Raw genomic sequence first — 20,248 nt, 5'->3', positions numbered from 1 at the left:
CGATTAAGGTACTCGACGTACCCTATCTCGTCTACGGTACGGTCAGTACCCATGGGATCGTCACGGCGTCGCGGGTCCGAACTCGAACAGGCGATCCTGCGCGCCGCGGTCGAGGAGCTCACCGAATCCGGCTACGTGGGCCTGACCATGGACGGCGTAGCCACGCGGGCCGGCACCAACAAGAACGCGATCTACCGCCGCTGGCCTTCGCGGGCCACACTCGCCCTGGCCGCCTATCGCGAACTGATCGGCGCAGACCGGGAGCCGCCCGACACGGGCACCCTCCGAGGCGACGTCCTGGAACTGCTCCGGGGTGCCAACAACCACCTGTCCGCCCCGGCGGTCAGCGGCATCGTGCTGGGACTACTGGCAGCCGCCGCCGACGACCCGGACCTGATGGCCCAGCTGCGCGACAGCATCATCGACGCGGGCTCAGGCCTGTGGCTGACCGTCCTCGGCCGTGCGGTGACCCGCGGCGAAATCTCCGAGAAAGCCCTGAAGCCACGGGTGGCCACGGTCGCGATCGCGTTGCTGCGCAATGAATACGTCACCCGCGGCACGTCCTCGGTCCCGGACGACATCCTCATCGAGATCATCGACGACGTCTATCTGCCGTTGTTGCGTTCCCCGCGTTGAATCAGACCCTGGTCGACCAGAGCGGCAACGATCGCACTGACCGGGTCGGCGAGCCATTGGTCGGCGGCGAACGTCGCGTCGCTTTCCTGCTCGGTCATGCGGGAGGTGGCCCCACGGCTGCGCGTGGCCGTGCCGCTCCGTGCATGCCGTAGCCGACCTCCTCGGCGGCGAAAGCCCAGGAATCTCCTGCTTCCGCGTCGGTCCCACGGATTCGAACGAGCACGTGTCCGGGCCGGGATCGACGGCGATCACGGACAACCCGGGGTCCTCGGCGACCACCAGCCGCCCGTCGCGGGCCGGGTAGGGCGGGGCGACCCACGTGCCGGGGTAGGGAACAACGAGGCCCCTGCGGCGATCGGGGCCAGGGCTGCGGCGATCTCGTCGTCGGTCACGATCTGGTCCGTCTCGGTTTTGCCGAGCGGGGCGGCGCGCTGCGCATCTGGGCCCGGACCCGCCCCAGGATGTCAGTGATCGCCGTGATGTCCGCGTCTCCCAGGGGCGTCAGGAAGAGCCGGCGCACCACCTCGATGTGCCCGGGCATCACCTTGAACAGCACCGCGCGCCCGGCCTCGGTCAGCGTCACGATCACGCTGCGTTCGTCGTCCTCGGCTGACGCGCGCGTGACCAGGCCGGCCTTCTCCAGCTGGGCGGCCTGGTAGGTGAGCCCGCTGCGGCTGTAGACCAGCCCGTCGGCGAGATCGGTCATCCGGCGCCGCCCGTCCGGGGCGTCGGCCAGGGTCGCGAGAATCTGGAACTGCGGCGTGGTGAGCCCGCCGTCCTCCTTCAGTTGCTGCTCGACCGCATGCTCCAGCAGGGCGGCGACGTCCTTGAGCGCCAGATAGGCGGTCAGCTGTCGCGGGTCGAGCGGCGCGGTGTCGGTCACCGGTCAATTGTACTTACTTCGAACTTGAAGCAAGCCACGGTCCACTCTGACCGCCGCCGGCTTGACCGCCGCCGGCTTGACCGCCGCCCGCTTTGGCCGCCGCCTCAGCGGGCAGGCGGGTTCGCCTGCCCGATCGGCGTGACCCCTACATGGCAACGTGTCCGGTCAGGATCAGGACAACCACGACGATGTAGATAACGACCTTCGGTGAAGCGCGGACCTGTACGAACAGCTCATCGGACTGCATAGGGCTCTCCTTGGATCGATGCTCAGTAGGGGCCGGCCGGGTTCTGGCGCTTCCGGCGGAGGATGGAATTGCAGTCCCATCCCGACTCGCGGAAAACCCGACGCAGGGGACAGTACCCGATCACGCGTTGCTTGTCGGCCGAGCGAATCGACCGTCACGCCGTCGCGCATGCATCGTCTCGTTGTGATTGCCCTGAGAAAGGTGTGTGTCTTATGGCCGTGCGAGCTGCTGCATGGGCTCTGAGCAGGAAAAACTTGGAAAAATGAGATGCTGTTTGAGCGATTTTGCCTGATCTTCGCAGGAGTATTGAGCTTATGGGTCCCGAAGGTGTCGAATGTAAATCGTCCTGATGTTGCGCGGTTTGCCGGGGCGGCTTTAAAAATGTTGAAGCGCAATCCGTGATTATCGTTAATTGCTCGCTGTGCGCCGGTGATTGCGTTTTGAGCAGTCGTCAATTTTGATATCTTTGCGTCTCGGCTCCGGCGCCGACGAATATGGTGTGGCATACTCGGGGCGGCTGTTTGCTGTGATGTTGTTACGGCTGAGCTGCACGAATGCCTGGAAGTCGATCTTTGGTAGGGGCCGGCGCCGGCGTTTGATGGCCTCCCTGTTGCAGCGGGGAGGCCATCGCCGAAGTGTGGTCCGGAGGTCCGGTGTCAGGGTTGCGGCAAGCTCGGGCAGGGTTCCGTTCCCGGGGGCGATGAGCCCTGCGAGGGCGGTCGGTCAGGCCTTTGCGGCGTCGCCGGTTGGTGTTACTGTCCAGAATGGAACGCTGAACTTGGGCGGAGCTCTGCCCAAAATCAGTCACACTTGTTGCATATTTGCCCCATTACGCGCTGTGACGCGTCCCACATAACTGCCGCGCGGGCCGCGCAGGTTCCCCGGCCTCCCGCGCAGGCCTCAGCTCCCTGTCTGGACCGCGCAGGCCAGCTCCCTGTCTGGACCGCGCAGGCCTCAGCGGGCTTGTCCGGACCGCGCGGGTCCCAGTGGGCTGTCCGGACCGCGTGGGTCTCAGCTTCCCGTCCGGGCCGTGGGTCTCAGCTTCCCGTCCGGGCCGCAGGGGTCTCAGCTCCCTGTCCGAGCCGCGAGGGCCTCATTTGCCGGCCAGGGTCGGGGTTTCCGTCTGAGTCCTGATTCGCAGCGCCAGCGCGGCAGTGGCGAGACAGACGGCGGCCAGTAGGAGGATGTAGGGCACGCCGAGGTCGTGGCCGAGGGCGAGGCCGCCGAGCAGGGGGGCGAGCACCGGGCCGGACTGCTGGGAGAGCGCGAGCGCCGCGTTGTAGCGTCCGCGCAGCTCGTCGGGTGCCAGGTCGTTGACGAGCGCGGGCAGTGTCGGCGCGAGCAGGGTTTCCCCGACGGCGAAGACCCCGAGCGCCGTGACGATCAGCGCAGCGTTTCCCGCGCCGAGGCCCAGCAGCACCCAGGCGCCCGCGAAGACGACGGCCGACGCGGCGGCCACGCGTAGTCGGGAGCGGTCGCGGGCCCAGGCGAGCACCGGGAGCTGGCAGGCCAGCAGCACCGCGATGTTCACCGCGAACGCGATCCCGGCCACCCGCGACGACTCGCCGCCCGGGCCGGTCACCCAGGCGGTGAAGATCGCGCTCGGCTGGGCCAAGGCGAAGACCGTGAGCAGCGTGTTGATGACCAGCACCCGTAACAGCGCCCGGTCCCGCAGCACGACGCGGTAACCGCCACCGGTGTCGGCGGACGTCACCACGGGGGCCGGGACCAGCAGCATCGCCGCCGCCAGTGCCACGTAGGAGACGGCATCCACGAGCAGAATCGCCACGTACGGCCCGGCCGTCGAGCCCACCGTCACGAACCCGGCGATCAGGGCGCCCGCGCCGAAAGCCGCGTTGGCGCTCGTGTAGCGCAGCGCGAAAACGGCGCCCCGCGACGAGGGCGGCACCAGTTGGGCCAGCAGGCTCGCGAAGCTGTTCCACGTCAGGCCACCCGAGAAGCCGTAGACGACGGCGGCCAGCAATGCCCAGCCCAGGCTCGTGGCCACGGTGAAGAGCGCGATCCCGGCTCCGCCCACGAGCAGCCCGCCCACGAACGCCGGGCGCGCCCCGACACGGTCCACCAGCGGGCCGGTCAGGGGCACCACCACGAGCCCGGCCACACCGGAGACGGCGAGGACGGCTCCGGCCGTACCCAAGGGAAGGTCTCGCACCGCATGCAGATAGACCAGGAGAAACGGCATGGTGAGGCCGCTGCCCAGGCAGGACAGCGCGTTCATCCCCAGCGCGAGCCAGGCGTCACGACCGAGCGGCGGAACCCTCACGCTGAGCCGGCCTTTGGCATGCGCTCATGGCCCTCGCCGTCGCGGCCGTCCGCAGCTTGCGCACAGCGAGGCTCGGTGCAATCGCTCATGCCCCCAAACTAGGCGGGGGGTACGACATGAATGTCGATGTGGTCCTGGATCTGGCCGGCGAATCCCTCGGCCATGGTCAGCTGGTCGCGCAGGGCTGTGACCCGTGCCTGGGCCGCCTCGTGGAACATCGTCAGGCGGTCGAGCAGCGCGGCGCGGTTGTCGGCGGGGTTGGCCTCGGTGAGCGAGTCGAGGAGTTCGAGGAGGTCGCGCATTTCGTCGAGGGTGAAGCCGAGCGGCTTCATGCGCTTGACCACGGCGAGACGGGCGAGGTCGGGCTCGGTGTAGAGGCGGAAGCCGCCCTCGCTGCGGGCCGACGGCATGATCAGTCCGGCTTCCTCGTAGTGCCGGATCGTGCGGATGCTCAGTCCGACGCGCTCGGCTGCCTCGCCGATCTGCATGTGCCGTCCCGTGGTCATCCCCATAGTGTGCCCGTCGGGGGAAAAGGTCAGGAAAGCGTCCCGGCCAGCCGGTCACGCAGCTTCGCGCTCGGGGGGTTGAGACCGGTGATCTCCACCGTCTTGCCGCGCGCGGCGTACTTCGCGCTGATGGCGTCCAGGGCGGCGACCGACGAGGCGTCCCAGATGTGTGCCTGGGACAGGTCGATGATCACCGAGTCGGGATCCGTGGCGTAGTCGAACCGGGTGACCAGGTCGTTGCTGGAGGCGAAGAACAGCGACCCGTGCACCGAGTAGATCCGGGTGCCGCCGGCGGGGTCGAGGACGCTGGTCACCTCGACCAGGTGGGCGACGCGGCGGGCGAAGATGACGGTCGCGGTGAGGACGCCGAGCACCACACCGATCGCCAGGTTGCGGGTGGCCAGGGTCGCCGCGACCGTCACGACCATGACGACCAGCTCGCCCGGGGGCATGCGCCGGAGGGTGGCCGGGGTGATGCTGTGCCAGTCGAACGTGCCGACCGAGACCACGATCATGACCGCGACCAGGGCGGCCATCGGGATCAGCGCGACCACGTCGCCTAGGGCCACGACCAGGATCAGCAGGAAGACCCCGGCCAGGAACGTGGAGATACGGGTACGCGCGCCCGACGTCTTCACGTTGATCATCGTCTGACCGATCATGGCGCAGCCGCCCATGCCGCCGAAGAAGCCGGTGACGATGTTGGCCACGCCCTGGCCCCAGGCCTCGCGGGTCTTGTTCGAGCGGGTGTCGGTGATGTCGTCGACCAGCTTCGCGGTCATCAGGGTCTCCATCAGACCCACCAGAGCGACAGCCAGTGCGTACGGAAAAATCGTCTGCAGAGTCCCGAAGCTGAACGGCACGTCGGGCAGTGCGAACATCGGCAGGCTGTCGGGCAGCGCACCTTCGTCACCGACCGTCGGCACGGCGACGTGCACGCTCACGGTGAGCACCGTCAGGGCGAGGATCGCGATCAGCGGCGCCGGCACGACCCTGGTGAACCGGGGCAGGATCCAGATGATCGCGAGCGCGGCGGCGACCAGCGGATAGACCAGCCACGGGACGCCGATCAGATGCGGCACCTGGGCTACGAAGATCAGGATGGCCAGTGCGTTGACGAAGCCGACCATGACGCTGCGGGGGATGAAGCGCATCAGCTTGGCGACCCCGAGCAGGGCCAGCACGATCTGGATGAGCCCGCCGAGGATGACCGTGGCGAACAGGTAGTTGACGCCGTGCTCACGAACAACCGGCGCCACGACCAGGGCAACCGCCCCGGTGGCCGCCGAGATCATCGCCGGGCGCCCACCGCAGATCGCGATCGTCACCGCCATCGTGAACGACGCGAAGAGCCCCACCCGCGGGTCGACCCCGGCGAGGATCGAGAAGGAGATCGCCTCGGGGATGAGCGCCAGGGCGACGACCAGCCCGGCCAGCACCTCGGTACGCAGGACGCGGGGAGAGATCAGCACCGGCGAACCCTACCCTCCCGTAAGAGGAGAGTTGCTACCCGCCCACGACAGCCGCGTGGATCGTGGCGGCGATGCCCTCCATGGGGTCGTCGTCGGTCGTGCCCAGGTAGTTCTTGGTGATCGCCAGCGAGAGACCCAGCTCCGGGTAGAAGCCGGCGAGGCTGCCGCCGTTGCCGCTCCAGCCGAACCGGGTGCCGCCGAGCTGGGAGACGTACCCCATCGTCTTGGGCAGGTCGCCGCCGAATGCCCAGTCCGGGCCCTCCGTCAGGACCGTGGTGACCTCTTTGAGGCGTTCGGGGGAGATCAGGCGTACGCCGTCCACCTCGCCCATCAGCGCCGCGTACATGCGCGCGATGGCGCGGGCGCTCACCGTGGCCACCGCGGGGATGTCGGTCTGCAGGATGTCGCGGCGGTTCGCGAGGCCGGACTCCGGGCGTACGTTCGGCGGGGCGATCGCGTCGAAGTTCTCGATGTGCTGGCTGAGCAGCTCCAGGGCCTGGCGCCAGTTGCGGTCCTTGAGCCGCGCGACCCGGTTGACGTCCTGCGGGGGCACCCCGAAGAACAGCTCCCGCTCGCAGCCCAGTGGCCGGGCGATGTCCTCGGCCAGCACCCAGGCCAGCGGTCGCTGCGTGGCGCGCCGCACGACCTCGCCGATCAGCCAGCCGTACGTCCATTCGTGGAAGCCGTGCCGGGTGCCGGGCTCCCACGTCGGGGTGGCGCCGGCGATGGTGCGGCACATCCTGTCCCAGTCGAGGAAGTCCTCGGCGGTCGTGTACGACGGCAGCGTCGGCACCCCGGCGGCGTGCAGCAGTGCGTGGCGCAGCGTGGCGCCCTTCTTGCCGTGTTTACCGAACTCCGGCCAGACGTCCGCGATGACCAGGTCGTAGTCGAGTTTCCCCTTCTCGACCAGGACGTGCACCGCCGTACTCGTCAGACCCTTGCCCGTCGAGAAGCTGAAGAAGGGCGTCTCCGGTGTGACGGGCGCGCCGGTCGACTCGTCGGCGAGCCCGCACACCGAGTTCACGATGAGTTGCCCGTCGAGGTAGGCGGCGACCTGCACGCCGATCTCCCGGCCCGCGAAGACCAGCGATTCGATCTGTCGCTGCACCTTTGTCTGCAGCTGCGCCCAGTCGCTCACGTTTCCAGCATGGCGCAGAACGGACAGCTGGGTGGGGTTAACCCTACTTTCGCGCGGGGGGTCTGCGGGCTCGGCCCGGCCGCCGCCGATGCCTAGGGTTTGACCCATGAGAGCTCTGCGTCAGCTAGGAACCGACTCCTCCTATGTCCTGCTCGGCTTCCCGCTGTCGCTGATCACGTTCGTCCTGGGCGTGACCGGCTTCTGCCTGGGCCTGGGCACGGCGATCATCTGGCTGGGCGTGCCCATCCTGATGGGCACGCTGATGATGTCCCGCGGATTCGCCGTGCTCGAGCGCAACCGGATCGGCCCGGTCCTCGGATACCAGCTGCCGCCGACCCGCTACAAGAGCGCGAAGCCGGAGGCGGGGTTCGGCCGCAAGCTCATCACCCCGGCCACCGACGGCCAGTCCTGGCTCGACCTGCTGCACGCCGTCTTCCGGCTGGTCCCCGCGATGTTCGGCTTCATCGTCGTGATCACCTGGTTCACCGTGGCGCTGGGCGGCATCACCACCCCGCTCTGGGACTGGGCGATCCCCCGCGGCCCGGACCAGCACGACCTGCCCGAACTGCTCGGCCTGGGCGACGCCGCCTCCACCCGGATCATCTTCCACATGTGCCTCGGCTTCTTCTTCGTCGGCACGCTCTTCCCGGTCGTCCGCGGTGTCGCGCTGCTCGAAGCCCAGTTCGGCCGGGCCCTGCTCAGCGGCATGACCACGCTGCGAGCCCAGGTCGCCGAGGCGAACGCCGACCGTGACACGGCCCGGGCCCAGAAAGCCGCCGCCGTCTCCGCCGAGGCGATCGCCCTGCGCCGGCTGGAACGCGACATCCACGACGGCCCGCAGCAGCGCCTGGTCCGGCTCGCCATGGACCTGGGCCGCGCCGAGCAGCAGTTCGCCACCGACCCCGACAAGGCCCGGGCCACCGTCGCCGAGGCGCTGACCCAGACCCGCGAAACCCTCGACGAGCTGCGCGCCCTCTCCCGCGGCATCGCCCCGCCGATCCTGGTCGACCGCGGCCTGAAAGCGGCCCTGACCGCCCTCGCCGGCCGCTGCACGATCCCGGTCGACCTGGACGCCCCGGCGATGGACCGCTTCGACCCGTCGGTGGAGAGCACGGCGTACTTCGTGGTCGCGGAGGCCCTGACGAACGTCGCCAAGCACAGCAACGCGCTGGAGGTCCAGGTGACGGTCCGCCGAGCGGGCAACGGGCTGATGCTCACCGTCGCCGACGACGGCGTGGGCGGCGCCAGCCAGGCGAAAGGCCACGGACTCGCGGGCCTCGCCGACCGGGTCGAGGCCGCCGGCGGCGTCCTCAGCCTCGAGAGCCCGGCCGGGGCGGGCACGACGTTGACGGTGGCCCTCCCGGTCTGACCGCTACGCTCGTCGGCATGCGGGTGGTGATTGCCGACGACGCCGTCCTCCTGAGGGAGGGCCTGGTCCGGCTCCTGGAGGAGAACGATTTCACGGTCGTGTCCGCGGTCGCCGACGGCCCGTCCCTGGTCAAGGCGATCGTCGAGCACCGCCCGGACGTCTCCATCGTGGACGTCCGGATGCCACCCAGCCACACCGACGAGGGCCTGCGAGCCTCGGTCGAGGCCCGGCTCCAGGTCCCGGGCAGCCCGATCCTGGTCCTCTCGCAGTACGTCGAGGTCGAATACGCCGACGACCTGCTCGCCGACCGCCGCGGCGCGGTCGGCTATCTCCTCAAGGACCGCGTCGCCGAGGTCGCCGAATTCCTCACGGCCCTGCGCCAGGTAGCCGGCGGCGCCACGGTCCTCGACCCCGAAGTGGTCGCCCAGCTCCTGGTCCGCCGGCGCCGCGACGACCCCCTGCGCGCCCTCACCCCCCGCGAACGCGAGGTGCTGGGCCTGATGGCCGAGGGCCGCTCCAACAACGCCATCGCCCGCAAGATCGTCGTCACCGACGGCGCCGTCGAGAAGCACGTCCGCAACATCTTCACCAAACTCAACCTGCACCAGGACGAAGAACAACACCGCCGCGTCCTCGCCGTCCTCACCTACCTGCAGGGCTAGGGCGCCCGGCAGGCGATCGCACCCGATCCGGCCGGTCAGCCCGTCGCGCCCGACGGGCGGCGAAACCCATCCGTCAACCGGTGGATGGTGGGGGTAGCACCACCATGAAGCGGGTGGCTGGCGGGTTCGTTACCGGGCAGCTTTCTTCATAGCGTTTTCGGTATGAAGAAGAGCGAAAACGTCACGGGGATCGCGGCTCGGGCCGCGGTGTGGAGTGCGCGGCATCGCACTCTGGCGATTCTTGGGTGGATTGCGTTTGTGGTCGGGGTGACCGTGCTGAGTGGACACTTCGGCACGCTCGAGGCGACGGAGAGCGACACGGGGCACGGGGATTCGGGGCGGGCGGATCGGATCGTTGCGGCGGCGGGGTTCCCGGAGCGGCCGGCGGGGGAGTCGGTGCTGGTTCAGGGGGCCGGGCGGGAGGCGGCCGTCGCCGATGTCACGAAGTCCTTGACGGGGCTTGCGGCGGTCGGGGACGTGGCGAAGCCGGTGGTGTCGCCCGACAAGGGGTCGACGCTGGTGTCGTTCACGATGGCGGGGGACTCCGAGACCGCGAAGGACCGAGTGCAGCCGGTGCTGGATGCCGTGGCGGGCGTACAGAAGAAGTATCCGCAGTTGTATGTCGCCGAGGCCGGGGATGCCAGCGGTGACCTGCTGATCGGGGATGCGCTGGATGAGGGGCTGACCCGGCTGTCGATGCTGTCGATCCCGATCACGCTGGGGATTCTGCTGGTGGCGTTCGGGGCGCTGGTGGCCGCGCTGCTGCCGGTGGGTCTTGCCGTGACCGCGGTGGTCGCTGCGACGGGGTTGCTCGCTTTCGCAAGCCGGTGGGCGCCGACCGTGGATACGACCATGCACGTGATGTTGCTGGTGGGGCTCGCGGTCGGGGTGGACTACTGCCTGTTCTACATCCGGCGGGAGCGCGACGAGCGGCGCCGTGGGGCCGATCCGCACCGGGCGCTGGTCATCGCGGCGCAGACGTCGGGGCGTTCGGTCTGGGTTTCCGGTCTCACTGTCATCGTGGCGATGGCCGGCATGTTCCTCACCCGGGACGCCGTGTTCACGAGCTTCGCGGTCGGCACGATCCTGGTCGTCGCGACCGCGGTGCTGGGGAGCCTGACCGTTCTGCCTGCGCTGCTCTCCACGCTGGGTGACCGGGTCGACTCGATCAAGATCCCGGGGCTGTACCGGCGGAACAGCGAGGGCCGGGTGTGGAAGGCGATCCTGCGGGTCGTGCTCGCCAAGCCGCTGATCTCGGCGGTGCTCGCCGTCGTGGCGCTGGGTGCGCTGGCCGCGCCGATGCTGGACATGAAGACCCGGGGCGAGGGTGGCGTGACGGACCTGTCGCCGAAGCTGCCGATCGCGCAGGCCATGGCCCGGATCAACGAGGCCTACCCGAGTGACCAGGCCACGGCGCAGGTCGTCGTGCAGGCGCCCGCGGTCGAGAAGTACGAGAAGGCGCTGGCCGGGCTTGGCAAGGAGATCGACATCAACCCCGCCGGGACGGTCGCGGTGGTCAGGGTTCCGATCCCGGGTGATGGCAATGACAGTACGTCCAAGGCCGCCGTCGAGGACCTGCGTGCGAAGGCGCCGGACGGTTTCCAGGGCGCGACCGTGCTGGTCACCGGGGACACCGCCGAGAACATGGACTTCGCGAACCGGCTGACCAGTTCGCTGCCCTGGGTCTTCGGGTTCGTGCTGGGGCTCGCGTTCCTGCTGCTGCTGGTGTCGTTCCGGTCGGTCGTGGTCGCGGCGACCGGTGTGCTGCTGAACCTGCTGTCGGTCGGCGCGGCGTACGGAATGCTGGTCTTCGTCTTCCAGTACGGGCATTTCGAGAACGTGCTCGACTTCCGGTCGGGCGGCGGGATCACCGTGTGGATGCCGCTCTTCCTGTTCATCATCCTGTTCGGATTGTCGATGGACTACCACGTCTTCGTTCTCAGCCGGATCCGCGAGGGCTACGACGGGGGCATGTCCACCCGGGAAGCGGTGTCGCGGGGCATCGGCAGCACGGCCGGGGTGATCACGAGTGCCGCAGTGGTGATGGTGGGGGTCTTCGCCCTCTTCGCGACGCTGCCGCTGATCTCGACCAAGGAGCTGGGAGTCGGGCTGGCCGCCGCGGTGCTGCTGGACGCCACACTCATCCGGGCGGTGCTGCTGCCCGCGGTGATGGCGCTGCTCGGCGAGCGCAACTGGTGGCTGCCGCGCTGGCTGAACTGGTTGCCGAAGGTCTCACACGAGCCCGCCCCGGTGGAGAACGCACCGGAGCGGGAACTCGTACAAGCGAATTACTAGCTCTTGAAGGCGTCCTTGATGGCTTCGCCGGCCTGCTTCAGCTTCGAGCTGGACTGGTCGGCCTTGCCCTCGGCCTCGAGGCGCTCGTTGTCGGTCGCCTTGCCGACGCCCTCTTTGACCTTGCCGCCGAGCTCCTCGGACTTGTTCTCGATCTTGTCATCGGCAGCCATGTCAACCTCCAGGGGGACGGTGAGAACTTCCTACGACCTGGGGGTACCCGCCGTCAGCTCCGGCAACCCTGTATCGGGCTGTGAGAAAGCCGGGGTCAGCGAAACACCCGCGCCGAGCAGCTCACCGAGCCTGACGGGCGGCATCGGGCGCGCGAAGTAGTAGCCCTGCGCGGCGAGATAGCCCAGCTCCAGCAGCTGCTCGGCCTGCTCGGCGGTCTCCACACCCTCGGCGACCGCGTGCAGGCCGAGCACCTGGGCGAGGTGGATCACCGCCGCCGAGATCGGCACCCGGTTGTCGATCGGCGTCTGGGTGAACGAACGGTCGAGTTTGATCTCGTCGATCGGGCAGTCGTGCAGCAGGGTCAGTGTCGAGTGGCCGGTGCCGAAGTCGTCGAGCGAGATGCGTACGCCCAGCGCCCGCAGCCGGTGCAGGTTGGTGACCGATTGCCCCGGCTCCACCGCCATGGTCTCGGTGATCTCCAGAACGATCCGGTCCGCGGTGATCCGGTGCTCGGCGAGCAGCGCCGCCACTGCGTCCGCGAAACCGGCCTCACGCAGATCCCGCGCCGACACGTTGACGTTGAGCACGCGCGGGGCGGCCTCGTCGTACTCCGCGATCCACGAGGCGAGCTGCGCGAAGGCTGTCCGCAGCACCCAGCGGCCCAGCGGGACGATCAGCCCGGTGCGCTCGGCGACCGGGATGAACGAGTCCGGGGCGAGCGTGCCGCGGGTCGGGTGGGCCCAGCGGACCAGCGCCTCCGCGCCGATGATCCGGCCGTCGTCGAGGGAGACGATCGGCTGGTAGAGCAGGAACAACTGGCCGTCGGTGATCGCCTCACGCAGCTCCGCGCCGAGGTGGGCGTGGTCGCTGCCGGTGGTGGCCATGGTCGGGTCGTAGTGCAGGTACGCCGTCCCGTGCAGCTTCTTCGCGGCGTACATCGCGATGTCGGCGTGCCGCAGCAGCACCGACGCCTCATCCCCGGTCCGCCCGTCGGCGATCCCGATGCTGGCCCTGATCGGCAGCTCGTGCCCGTCCGCGTAGATCGGCTGGAGCAGCGCGTTCATCATCCGCTCGGCCGCCAGGTCGGCGGCGCCCGGATCGGCGTCGTCGAGGACCACCACGAATTCGTCGCCGCCGAGCCGCGCGACGGTGTCCTCGACGCGTACGCACCCCTCCAGCCGCTTGGCGACCCCGATCAGCAACTGGTCGCCGACCTCGTGGCCGAGCGTGTCGTTGACCTCCTTGAAGTCGTCCAGGTCGATCAGCGCCACGGCGACGGGCCGGTCCCCGGGTGCGGTCAGCGCCGTGTCCAGCCTGGCGTGGAACAGCACCCGGTTGGGCAGCTGGGTGAGCCCGTCGTGGGTGGCGCCGTGGTCGAGGCGGGCCAGCAGCTTGCCGTTGTCGCGGAAGGCGAGGCTCTGCCGGATGACGACGAGGGCCATGAGCAGGACCGCGGAGCCGACGACGACACCCTCGTCGGGGCTGTCACTGACCGTGACCGAGATCAGCAGGGTGTCGACGGCTGCCACGGCGGCGTACGGCAGCAGGCTGAACGGCCGCCGCCGGGGCTCGACCACGCCCCGGCGCCGCGTCGCCACCGTGGCGGCGCTCCGCTGACGGTCGGCGGCCCACGCGGCGAGGAAGAAGACGAGCGGCGGGCCGGCCATGTTCGGGAAGACTGTCGGGTCCGCACGCTCGAACAGCGGCCGGAACATCGGGCCGACCGCGCCGACGAACATCGCCACGCCCAGCAGCCGCAGCGCCTTGTTGTCCACGTGCAGGCGGCTGGTGAGCACGAACTTGACGACGGCGAACACGGCGAGCAGTGCGATGAGGGTGACCAGCAGCGAGAGGTAGACGCCGGTCTTGTCGTTGCTCTCCAGCGCCTGACGGGTGGAGTAGTGCCAGATGAACACGGCGGCGGCCAGCGCGACCGTGGCGGCGTCGAGCACGATCCGGACGATCTCCCCGGCGGACTGGCGGCCGAGGGGGAGGCGGAAGAGGGCGTACATGATGATCAGGACCGCCGGGCCGCAGAACGAGAGCATGGCCGCACCGCTGTGCGGGCCGCGCGGGTCTGCGGAGGTGAGCACCTCGATCGCCTGCGCCGCCATCCCGGCCGTGACCAGGGCGACCGCACCGGTCAGTTGTTTCCAGAACCGGCGGGTGGGCTGGGGGAGTGCGTCGCTGCGGGCGGTGCGCAGGAGCACCAGGAACGCGACGATGCCGCCGGCGACCACCGGCAGCCAGAGCAGGAACCGGGGGCCGACCGGGTGGACAAGGTTCAAGGCGACCCACAGCAGGGCGAACAGCGCTGTGCCCGCGGAGGCCCGCATCAGCCGGTCCACGCTCGCCCCTTCCCGATCGGTCAAAGGTCCTATCGGTCGTGCCGGGGCGCGCGTGAGTTATTCGTGGCGTGGCCAACCAGGGTTTCGGCTTTCGTCACTCAAGAGGTCGAACGTGAGCGGAATGAATTCCTTGCTGCTGACGGTCGTCGTCCCGGTGTACGCGGTGGAGGGCTACCTCTATCAGTGCCTGGAGTCGATCCGGGCGGGCCTGACCGCCGAGGAATCGGCGTCGGTCGAGGTCATCGCCGTCGACGACGCCTCGCCGGACGGCTGCGGGGAGATGCTCGACGGCTACGCGGCCCGCCACGGTGACCTGCGGGTGGTGCACCTGAGCCACAACGTGGGCCTGGGGCTGGCCCGCAACGCCGGCCTGGCCGAGGCGCGCGGGGAATACGTCTGGTTCGTGGACAGCGACGACTGGCTGCCGGCCGGTTCGGTGCGTGCCGTGCTGCAGCAGCTGCGCACCGGTCCTGACCTGCTGCTCATCGACCATCTGCGGGTGCAGGAGAACGGCCGGCTGGAGCGCGACGCGAGCAGCGGCGCGCTCAGGGACCCCACGCTCGCGAGCCTGATCAAGCTGCAGCACACCGCCTGGAACAGGATCGTGCGGCGCGGCCTGCTGGAGGAGCTGAACCTGCGCTTCCTGCCCGGTTGGTACGAGGATGTCCCGTTCAGCAACCCCGTTCTGATTGCCGCGGACCGGGTCGCCGTGCTCGACCGGGTCTGCTACCACTACCGGGTCGGCCGGCTTGGCGCGATCACCGCGACCCGCAGCGAGCGGCACTTCGAGGCGTTCGAGCAGTACGACCGGATGCTCGCGTGGACCGCCGAGCGCGATCTCGAGCCGTGGCTACGACACGCGTTGTTCACCTTGATGGTCAACCACTTGCTGGTCGTCCTGGGTAACGACGGTCGTGTCCACCCGAGGCAGCGGCGCGCCTTCTTCAAGCGGCTCGCGGCGCACTACCGCCGCTATCTGCCCGCGGACTACCCGGGTCACCCGGGCATCAAGCACAAGCTGGTGCAAGCGCGCAGTTACGCTGCGTACGCGACCATGCGGCAGGCGTACCGGGTCGTCAAGCGCAACCCCGAGCCGTCACCTGCGGTTCAGCCCGTCCTCGCCTCCGCGCCACAACCGGCTCAAACGGTGACCATACGTTGACGCCCGTGCTTCGCCCCGCCAGTGACTCCGACCGCGACATCGTGCTCTCCTGGCGTAACCACCCGGACGTGCGCGCTGTCAGCCTGACCACCCACGAGATCCTCCCGGAGGAGCACGCGAAGTGGTGGGAAGCGGCAACCGCGGACCCGCAACGGCACATCATGATCTTTGCGGAGGAGACCCGGGACTGCGGCGTCGTCATCTTCGACCTGCGCGAGGATCCGTCCAGCTGGAGTTTCTACCTCGACGTCGAGGGCCTGGACGGCAAGCTGCTGCCGGCCTGGATGCGGCTGGAACAGGCAGCGGTCGAGTACGCCTTCGGCCCGCTGGGCCTGACCCGGCTCGGCGGCGAGACGCTCGCCGCCAACAAGCAGGTCATCGCCCTGCACCGGCGCTTCGGATTCCTGGAGAAGCGGCGCTACGAACGGCTGATCGACGGTGTGCCACAGACCGTGGTGTGGACCGAGAGAGGAACTGACCAGTGATCGTCAACGACGTGGAGATCGGCGCCGGCAAGCGGCCGTACATCGTGGCCGAGATGTCCGGCAACCACAACGGCTCGCTCGACCGGGCGCTCGCCCTGGTCGACGTGGCCGCGGAGGCCGGCGCCCACGCCATCAAGATCCAGACCTACACGGCCGACACCATGACCGTGGACGTCAAGCACCCGCGCTTCCAGCTGTCCCAGGGCCACGAGCTGTGGGGCGGCGAGTACCTCTACGACCTGTACGAGCGGGCGCACACCCCGTGGGCGTGGCACGAGCCGATCTTCGAGCGGGCCCGCGAGCGCGGCCTGACGCCGTTCTCCAGCCCGTTCGACCGGACCGCGGTCGAGCTCCTGGAGAAGCTCGACGCCCCGATGTACAAGATCGCCTCCTCGGAGATCACCGACCTGCCGCTGATCCGGCTCTGCGCGAGCACCGGCAAACCCCTGATCATCTCGACCGGCATGGCGAGCGTGCAGGAGATCGCCGCCGCTGTCGACGCTGCCCGGGGTGCCGGTGCGCAGGAGATCGTGGTGCTCTCGTGCACTGCCTCCTACCCCGCCCCGCCGGAGTACACGAACCTGCGCCGCATCCCCGTGCTCGCCGAGGCGTTCCGGGTGCCGATCGGGCTCAGCGACCACACGATGGGCATCGGCGTACCGATCGCCAGCGTCGCGTTCGGCGCCTGCCTGATCGAGAAGCACCTCACGCTCGACCGCGCCGACGGTGGCGTGGACTCGGCGTTCTCGCTGAACCCGCAGGAGCTCGCGGCGCTGGTCGTCGAGTCCGAGCGGGCCTGGCAGGGGCTGGGCACCACCGCGATCGGTCCGACCGAGGCCGAGAAGGAGGGGCTGCGGTTCCGCCGGTCCCTCTACGTGGTGACCGACGTGCGCGCCGGTGACCTGGTCACCGAGGAGAACGTGCGCTCGATCCGCCCGACCGGGGGACTCGCACCCGACGCCATCGGCCTCGTGCTGGGCCGCACCTTCACGCAGGACGCGGCCAAGGGCACGCCGCTTTCCTGGGAACTGATCTGAGAGGCACGGACAAACACGGTGTGGCTGAAGGCGAACAGCAAGGAACTCCAGGTCTTCCTGGAGTCGGCGACGGTGTACTGGGAGAAGAACCTCCCGCATCCGGCTGACGATGCCGTGATCGTGGTGGAGATGTTCCACCAGGACATCCGGGTGAACCTGCGCAACCTGGTGTTCGCGAACGCGCTCCGGCGGCTGCACCCGGCCCGGATGGTGGTGCTGACCGGCGTCGAGGACGCGTGGATGCGGACGCTGTGGAGCGGCTTCGACGTCGAGGTCGTCCGCAAGGTCAGCGACGCGTTCGCAGGCTCCGAGGTGATCGACGTCTGGGAACAGGTGCGCCGCTCGACTACGCCGGCCCGCGACGACGAGACCATCGTCGCCTACACCGACGCCACCTACTGCCGGCTCGCCAAGCTGCCGCGGCTCCCGCAGGGATATAGGTCCAGGCCGGACTACCAGCAACGCCACGCGTACGCGACCCGCCTGCACGACATCTACCAGGAGCTCTTCCAGCGCAACGTCGTCGCCCTGGTCACCAGTCACGTCGACTACGACCAGTGGGGGCTCGCGTCGGAGGCCGCCCGGCAGGCCCGCGTACCGATCATCCACACCCAGCAGACCGGGTGCATGAAGGCGTACGGCCTGTTCCCGGAGCACGACAGCGGGACCGGCACGTTCCGCGAGGAGCTCACCCGGCAGATCGGCGAGGTCTTCGAGACCAAGGTCTGGACCCGCCGCGAGGAGCTGCGCTCCACAGCCGAGCTGGTCGCCTGGCGCGCCAAGGTCAACCTGGGCCGCCCGAGCTGGTGGCGCGGCGGCGTCACCGCGTCGGTCGACCTCAACAACCCGGCCGAGCGGGCGCGGCTGCGCACCCACGTGGTCGACCGGCTGGGCTTCGACGCCACCAAGCCGATCATCACGGTCTACAACCACGCTGTCTCCGACGCGCTCGGCACCAACCGCGAGCTGTTCCCGAGCCTCGCCGACTGGTTCGCCGACACCGCGGCGTACGCGGCCGAGCACCCCGAGGCGCAGTGGCTCTTCCTGGACCACCCGAGCCAGGCGCTCTACGACTCCACGAGCTTCTTCGACTCGGTTGCCGCGCAGTACAAAAAGGTCAAGTACATGGCGTTCCGGCCCAGCGCGACGCTGAGCAAGAACGCGCTGTGGAGCCTCACCGACCTCGGCGTGACGGTGCGGGGCAGTGTCAGCAACGAGCTGCCCGCGTACGGCATCCCGGTGATCCAGGCCGGCTGGTCGGAGTGGAGCTCGTGCGGGCTGTCGATCGTCGTCGACGACCAGGACGCGTACTGGAAGACCCTCGAGCAGAGCATCACCGCCATCCGCGCCGGTGAGGAGCTGGTCACCGAGGAGCAGGTGCGTCGTGCGCGGCTCTGGCTGTGGCTCTACCGCAGCGGCACCGACGTCGTCACCCCGCTCGTCCCGCAGTGGGAGGTGTGGCCGGCCGACATCCTGCTCAAGACCATGCGGGCGACGTTCCGCCACATCGAGGCCGACGCCGACCCCATGTACGACTCCGTCGAGCGGATGTGGACCCGGCGCGAGCCGATGCTCACCCGGACGGACTTCGGCGCATGATCGGCCGCTGGTTCGCCACCGACTACGACGAGCCGGTGCGCTTCATCGAAGGCCTGCCGATCGAGGTGAGCAGCGGTAGCGACCTCGGCATCGTCGACCAGGTGGTGCGGGGCAACGCGATCGTCGGACGGGTCACCGGGGATTTCGGGGCTGTCGGGCTGAAGGTGCGTGGTCCGGGCGTACCCACCAGGGTCTCGGTCGTGGTCCATCTCGACGAGCTGGGCACGCGCTGGTGGTCCGACCGGGTGCGCCCGCCGCGGCACGCCCCCGAACTGCCCCGGCTGGTGCTGGTGCGCGCTCAGGGCGAGCTGCGTGGCGCCGCGTTGCTCGCCCGGCGGCAGGGCCTGCGCAGTGCGGGCGGTGCGAAGGTCACGGTCGAGTTCGACCTCACCGCCGAGGAGCTCGACGAGGACGGCCTGCTCATGATCGAGCTGGCCGAACCCCCGCGACCCGAGTGGATGTCCGGCCGCGTGGCCGCGCGTTCCGCTCTCGGCCTGCGCATCGACAAGATTTATGTACGCCCGGAGCCGACCACGACCGCACCGGCGCCGTCTCCCTATGCCACGGGTTGCGACCTCGCACTCCTGGCATCGGACGGGCCGGAGCAGTTCCGCCTGGAAGTCAGCCCCGTGACACCGGCGCCGCCGCTCCCGCGCTCACCCACGCACAAGTGGAGTCGCCGCAAGCCGGCCCGCGCCGGATTCAAGGCCCTCCGGATCGCCCGCCGCGCCGGCACCCGGGTCGCCGCCGAGGTGGTCAAGTCCCGTCCCACCGACAACTTCGGGGTGCGCGCGACCGACCTGCTGACGGGCGTACCCGTCGAATTGACGGTCGTGTCCCGCGGAGCCGGAAGCGTCACGCTGAGCCGGGGTGCCGCCCAGGGCCCGATCCTGCTCGGGCTGGAACAGCCGGACCGCGGCCTGTCGTGCCGGATCGTCCCGTGATCCACCGCCCGGTCCTCGGCGCGAACGCCGAGGACAACCATCGCGTGCTGCAGGACGTGCTGGACACCGTGCCGGCCGGCAAACTCGAGCTGCCGCCCGGCACGCACACCATCGCCGACGGCCTGCGGGTGCCCGGTGGCTGGACGATCCGCGGCTCGGAGGTCGCCGGCGCGAACGGCGGCCCGCCCGGCACCTGGCTGGTCTCGGCCGGCCTGACCGGGCACCCCGTACTGCACATCGTCGGCTCGGACGTCGCGGTCAGCGACCTCGGCCTGCGCCCGCCGCCGGCCGACCCGGGCGAGCACGGCGGCGACCGCGGCACGGCCATCACGGTCGGCGACTACCTCTACGCCGCGGCCCCCGACTGGATCACGCACGTCGACCTGCGCCGTATGCAGGTGGAGCGCGCGGGGGAAAAACACGCCAACTGCATCGCGCTGATGGGCGCGGTCAGCGACATCACCCTGCACGACATCACCATCCGCGGCGGCTACACCGGCGTGGCGGTGCACTGGGGAGCCGTCGGCGCGGACGTCGCCTCGATCGTCGGCCCGACCTACCACCCGCACCGGCTCGCCATCACCGACCTGCGGGTCAGCGACGCCCTCGAAGGCTTCTACCTCAGCTCGGTGCACGACGTCCGCGTCGACGGCGCCTGCCTGACCGACGTCGAGATGGGCTTCCGCCTGCTCCCCGGCGACAACACCGACCGCTTCGTCACGTCCGACCTCGTCGGCTCCCGCATCGACATCTCCGACGTCTGCGTCACCTGGAACGGCCCCCGCTACGCGATCCGCGTCGCAGGCTGGGGCCGCAGCGAGATCGACGGCGAGGTCAGCGTCCTCACCTACCGCGACACCGCGATCCGCAACTGCACCCTCCGCGGCGCCGGCACCGGCGACGCCTGGTCCCCGATCCTCGTCGAACGCGCCGTCGGCGTAGAGATCGACCAGATCACACTCACGACCGCGGGCTCCGAGGACTGCTGCCGGCTCCACCTCGGCTGAAAC

18 protein-coding genes are annotated in these 20,248 nt (G+C 69.5%); 10 read left to right on the top strand and 8 right to left on the bottom strand.

The window, feature by feature from the left end:
• The first annotated feature begins 51 nt into the window (after positions 1–51).
• Positions 52–636 carry a TetR/AcrR family transcriptional regulator gene (locus tag Aco04nite_RS28595; protein ID WP_213000360.1) on the top strand — a complete coding sequence of 195 codons (585 nt, stop codon included), beginning with the start codon at positions 52–54 and terminating at the stop codon, positions 634–636.
• On the opposite strand, the gene Aco04nite_RS49735 is transcribed toward Aco04nite_RS28595, so the two are convergent.
• The 6 genes from Aco04nite_RS49735 to Aco04nite_RS28570 all read right to left on the bottom strand — a co-directional run bounded on the left by Aco04nite_RS49735 (position 606) and on the right by Aco04nite_RS28570 (position 7,166).
• Positions 606–734 carry a hypothetical protein gene (locus Aco04nite_RS49735; protein WP_280519389.1) on the bottom strand — a complete coding sequence of 43 codons (129 nt, stop codon included), beginning with the start codon at positions 732–734 and terminating at the stop codon, positions 606–608. The two genes, Aco04nite_RS28595 and Aco04nite_RS49735, sit on opposite strands and share 31 nt — an antisense overlap.
• Positions 735–1,024: 290 nt before the next feature.
• The gene (locus tag Aco04nite_RS28590; protein ID WP_213000359.1) at positions 1,025–1,519 is read right to left on the bottom strand and encodes a MarR family winged helix-turn-helix transcriptional regulator; all 495 of its coding nucleotides are present in this window, start codon (positions 1,517–1,519) and stop codon (positions 1,025–1,027) included.
• 1,340 nt (positions 1,520–2,859) lie between these two features.
• Positions 2,860–4,050 (bottom strand): MFS transporter, encoded by a 1,191-nt coding sequence (locus Aco04nite_RS28585; RefSeq protein ID WP_213000358.1) that lies wholly within the window; start codon positions 4,048–4,050, stop codon positions 2,860–2,862.
• Between the two features lie 98 nt (positions 4,051–4,148).
• Positions 4,149–4,556 carry a MerR family transcriptional regulator gene (locus Aco04nite_RS28580; RefSeq protein ID WP_244876367.1) on the bottom strand — a complete coding sequence of 136 codons (408 nt, stop codon included), beginning with the start codon at positions 4,554–4,556 and terminating at the stop codon, positions 4,149–4,151.
• Between the two features lie 29 nt (positions 4,557–4,585).
• Entirely contained in the window at positions 4,586–6,028 is a 1,443-nt protein-coding gene (locus tag Aco04nite_RS28575) for a SulP family inorganic anion transporter (RefSeq protein ID WP_213000357.1), read from the bottom strand.
• Between the two features lie 34 nt (positions 6,029–6,062).
• Complete coding sequence (locus Aco04nite_RS28570; RefSeq protein WP_213000356.1) at positions 6,063–7,166, bottom strand: serine hydrolase domain-containing protein; 1,104 nt, start codon at positions 7,164–7,166, stop codon at positions 6,063–6,065.
• 106 nt (positions 7,167–7,272) lie between these two features.
• Between Aco04nite_RS28570 and Aco04nite_RS28565 the strand changes: the two genes are divergently transcribed.
• The 3 genes from Aco04nite_RS28565 (at position 7,273) to Aco04nite_RS28555 (ending at position 11,492) form a co-directional block, all read left to right on the top strand.
• Positions 7,273–8,535: a sensor histidine kinase gene (locus tag Aco04nite_RS28565; protein ID WP_213000355.1), complete on the top strand. Its 1,263-nt coding sequence runs from the start codon at positions 7,273–7,275 to the stop codon at positions 8,533–8,535.
• Between the two features lie 17 nt (positions 8,536–8,552).
• On the top strand, positions 8,553–9,197 hold the full coding sequence (locus Aco04nite_RS28560; protein WP_213000354.1) for a response regulator: 645 nt from the start codon (positions 8,553–8,555) through the stop codon (positions 9,195–9,197).
• A 162-nt stretch (positions 9,198–9,359) separates the two neighbouring features.
• Positions 9,360–11,492, top strand: coding sequence for an MMPL family transporter (locus Aco04nite_RS28555; RefSeq protein WP_213000353.1), 2,133 nt, complete (start codon positions 9,360–9,362; stop codon positions 11,490–11,492).
• Here Aco04nite_RS28555 and Aco04nite_RS28550 read toward each other — a convergent pair.
• Positions 11,489–11,662 carry a CsbD family protein gene (locus Aco04nite_RS28550; RefSeq protein ID WP_203837046.1) on the bottom strand — a complete coding sequence of 58 codons (174 nt, stop codon included), beginning with the start codon at positions 11,660–11,662 and terminating at the stop codon, positions 11,489–11,491. The two genes, Aco04nite_RS28555 and Aco04nite_RS28550, sit on opposite strands and share 4 nt — an antisense overlap.
• 30 nt (positions 11,663–11,692) lie before the next feature.
• The gene (locus Aco04nite_RS28545) at positions 11,693–14,011 is read right to left on the bottom strand and encodes a putative bifunctional diguanylate cyclase/phosphodiesterase (protein ID WP_213000352.1); all 2,319 of its coding nucleotides are present in this window, start codon (positions 14,009–14,011) and stop codon (positions 11,693–11,695) included.
• Positions 14,012–14,132: 121 nt separating this feature from the next.
• On the opposite strand from Aco04nite_RS28545, the gene Aco04nite_RS28540 reads away from it, so the two are divergent.
• Genes Aco04nite_RS28540 through Aco04nite_RS28515 form a run of 6 tightly spaced genes read left to right on the top strand, consistent with a single transcriptional unit; the run spans position 14,133 to position 20,245 of the window.
• Positions 14,133–15,173 carry a glycosyltransferase family 2 protein gene (locus Aco04nite_RS28540; protein WP_213000351.1) on the top strand — a complete coding sequence of 347 codons (1,041 nt, stop codon included), beginning with the start codon at positions 14,133–14,135 and terminating at the stop codon, positions 15,171–15,173.
• Positions 15,170–15,658, top strand: a complete 489-nt coding sequence (locus Aco04nite_RS28535) for a GNAT family N-acetyltransferase (protein WP_213000350.1) — start codon at positions 15,170–15,172, stop codon at positions 15,656–15,658. Before Aco04nite_RS28540 ends, Aco04nite_RS28535 begins: the two co-directional genes overlap by 4 nt.
• On the top strand, positions 15,655–16,695 hold the full coding sequence (gene pseI / locus Aco04nite_RS28530; RefSeq protein WP_213000349.1) for a pseudaminic acid synthase: 1,041 nt from the start codon (positions 15,655–15,657) through the stop codon (positions 16,693–16,695). The genes Aco04nite_RS28535 and pseI overlap by 4 nt, the downstream gene beginning before the upstream one ends.
• 18 nt (positions 16,696–16,713) lie before the next feature.
• Positions 16,714–18,294, top strand: coding sequence for a hypothetical protein (locus Aco04nite_RS28525; protein WP_213000348.1), 1,581 nt, complete (start codon positions 16,714–16,716; stop codon positions 18,292–18,294).
• Positions 18,291–19,238 carry a hypothetical protein gene (locus tag Aco04nite_RS28520; RefSeq protein ID WP_213000347.1) on the top strand — a complete coding sequence of 316 codons (948 nt, stop codon included), beginning with the start codon at positions 18,291–18,293 and terminating at the stop codon, positions 19,236–19,238. The genes Aco04nite_RS28525 and Aco04nite_RS28520 overlap by 4 nt, the downstream gene beginning before the upstream one ends.
• Positions 19,235–20,245, top strand: coding sequence for a hypothetical protein (locus Aco04nite_RS28515; RefSeq protein ID WP_213000346.1), 1,011 nt, complete (start codon positions 19,235–19,237; stop codon positions 20,243–20,245). The genes Aco04nite_RS28520 and Aco04nite_RS28515 overlap by 4 nt, the downstream gene beginning before the upstream one ends.
• Positions 20,246–20,248 lie beyond the last annotated feature (3 nt).

It is taken from the genome of Winogradskya consettensis (assembly GCF_018332715.1).
GTDB classification, from domain to species: Bacteria; Actinomycetota; Actinomycetes; order Mycobacteriales; family Micromonosporaceae; genus Actinoplanes; species Actinoplanes consettensis.
The sequence above is the reverse complement of the archived record's forward strand: the minus strand, read 5'-3'. Positions and strand labels throughout refer to the sequence as shown.

What these genes read in the sequence shown, in the direction of transcription:
- Aco04nite_RS28595 (WP_213000360.1), top strand. Translation starts at nt 52, where the DNA reads ATGGGATCGTCACGGCGTCGCGGGTCCGAACTCGAACAGGCGATCCTG.
- Aco04nite_RS49735 (WP_280519389.1), bottom strand. Translation starts at nt 734, where the DNA reads ATGACCGAGCAGGAAAGCGACGCGACGTTCGCCGCCGACCAATGGCTC.
- Aco04nite_RS28580 (WP_244876367.1), bottom strand. Translation starts at nt 4,556, where the DNA reads ATGACCACGGGACGGCACATGCAGATCGGCGAGGCAGCCGAGCGCGTC.
- Aco04nite_RS28565 (WP_213000355.1), top strand. Translation starts at nt 7,273, where the DNA reads ATGAGAGCTCTGCGTCAGCTAGGAACCGACTCCTCCTATGTCCTGCTC.
- Aco04nite_RS28560 (WP_213000354.1), top strand. Translation starts at nt 8,553, where the DNA reads ATGCGGGTGGTGATTGCCGACGACGCCGTCCTCCTGAGGGAGGGCCTG.
- Aco04nite_RS28555 (WP_213000353.1), top strand. Translation starts at nt 9,360, where the DNA reads ATGAAGAAGAGCGAAAACGTCACGGGGATCGCGGCTCGGGCCGCGGTG.
- Aco04nite_RS28550 (WP_203837046.1), bottom strand. Translation starts at nt 11,662, where the DNA reads ATGGCTGCCGATGACAAGATCGAGAACAAGTCCGAGGAGCTCGGCGGC.
- Aco04nite_RS28540 (WP_213000351.1), top strand. Translation starts at nt 14,133, where the DNA reads ATGAATTCCTTGCTGCTGACGGTCGTCGTCCCGGTGTACGCGGTGGAG.
- Aco04nite_RS28520 (WP_213000347.1), top strand. Translation starts at nt 18,291, where the DNA reads ATGATCGGCCGCTGGTTCGCCACCGACTACGACGAGCCGGTGCGCTTC.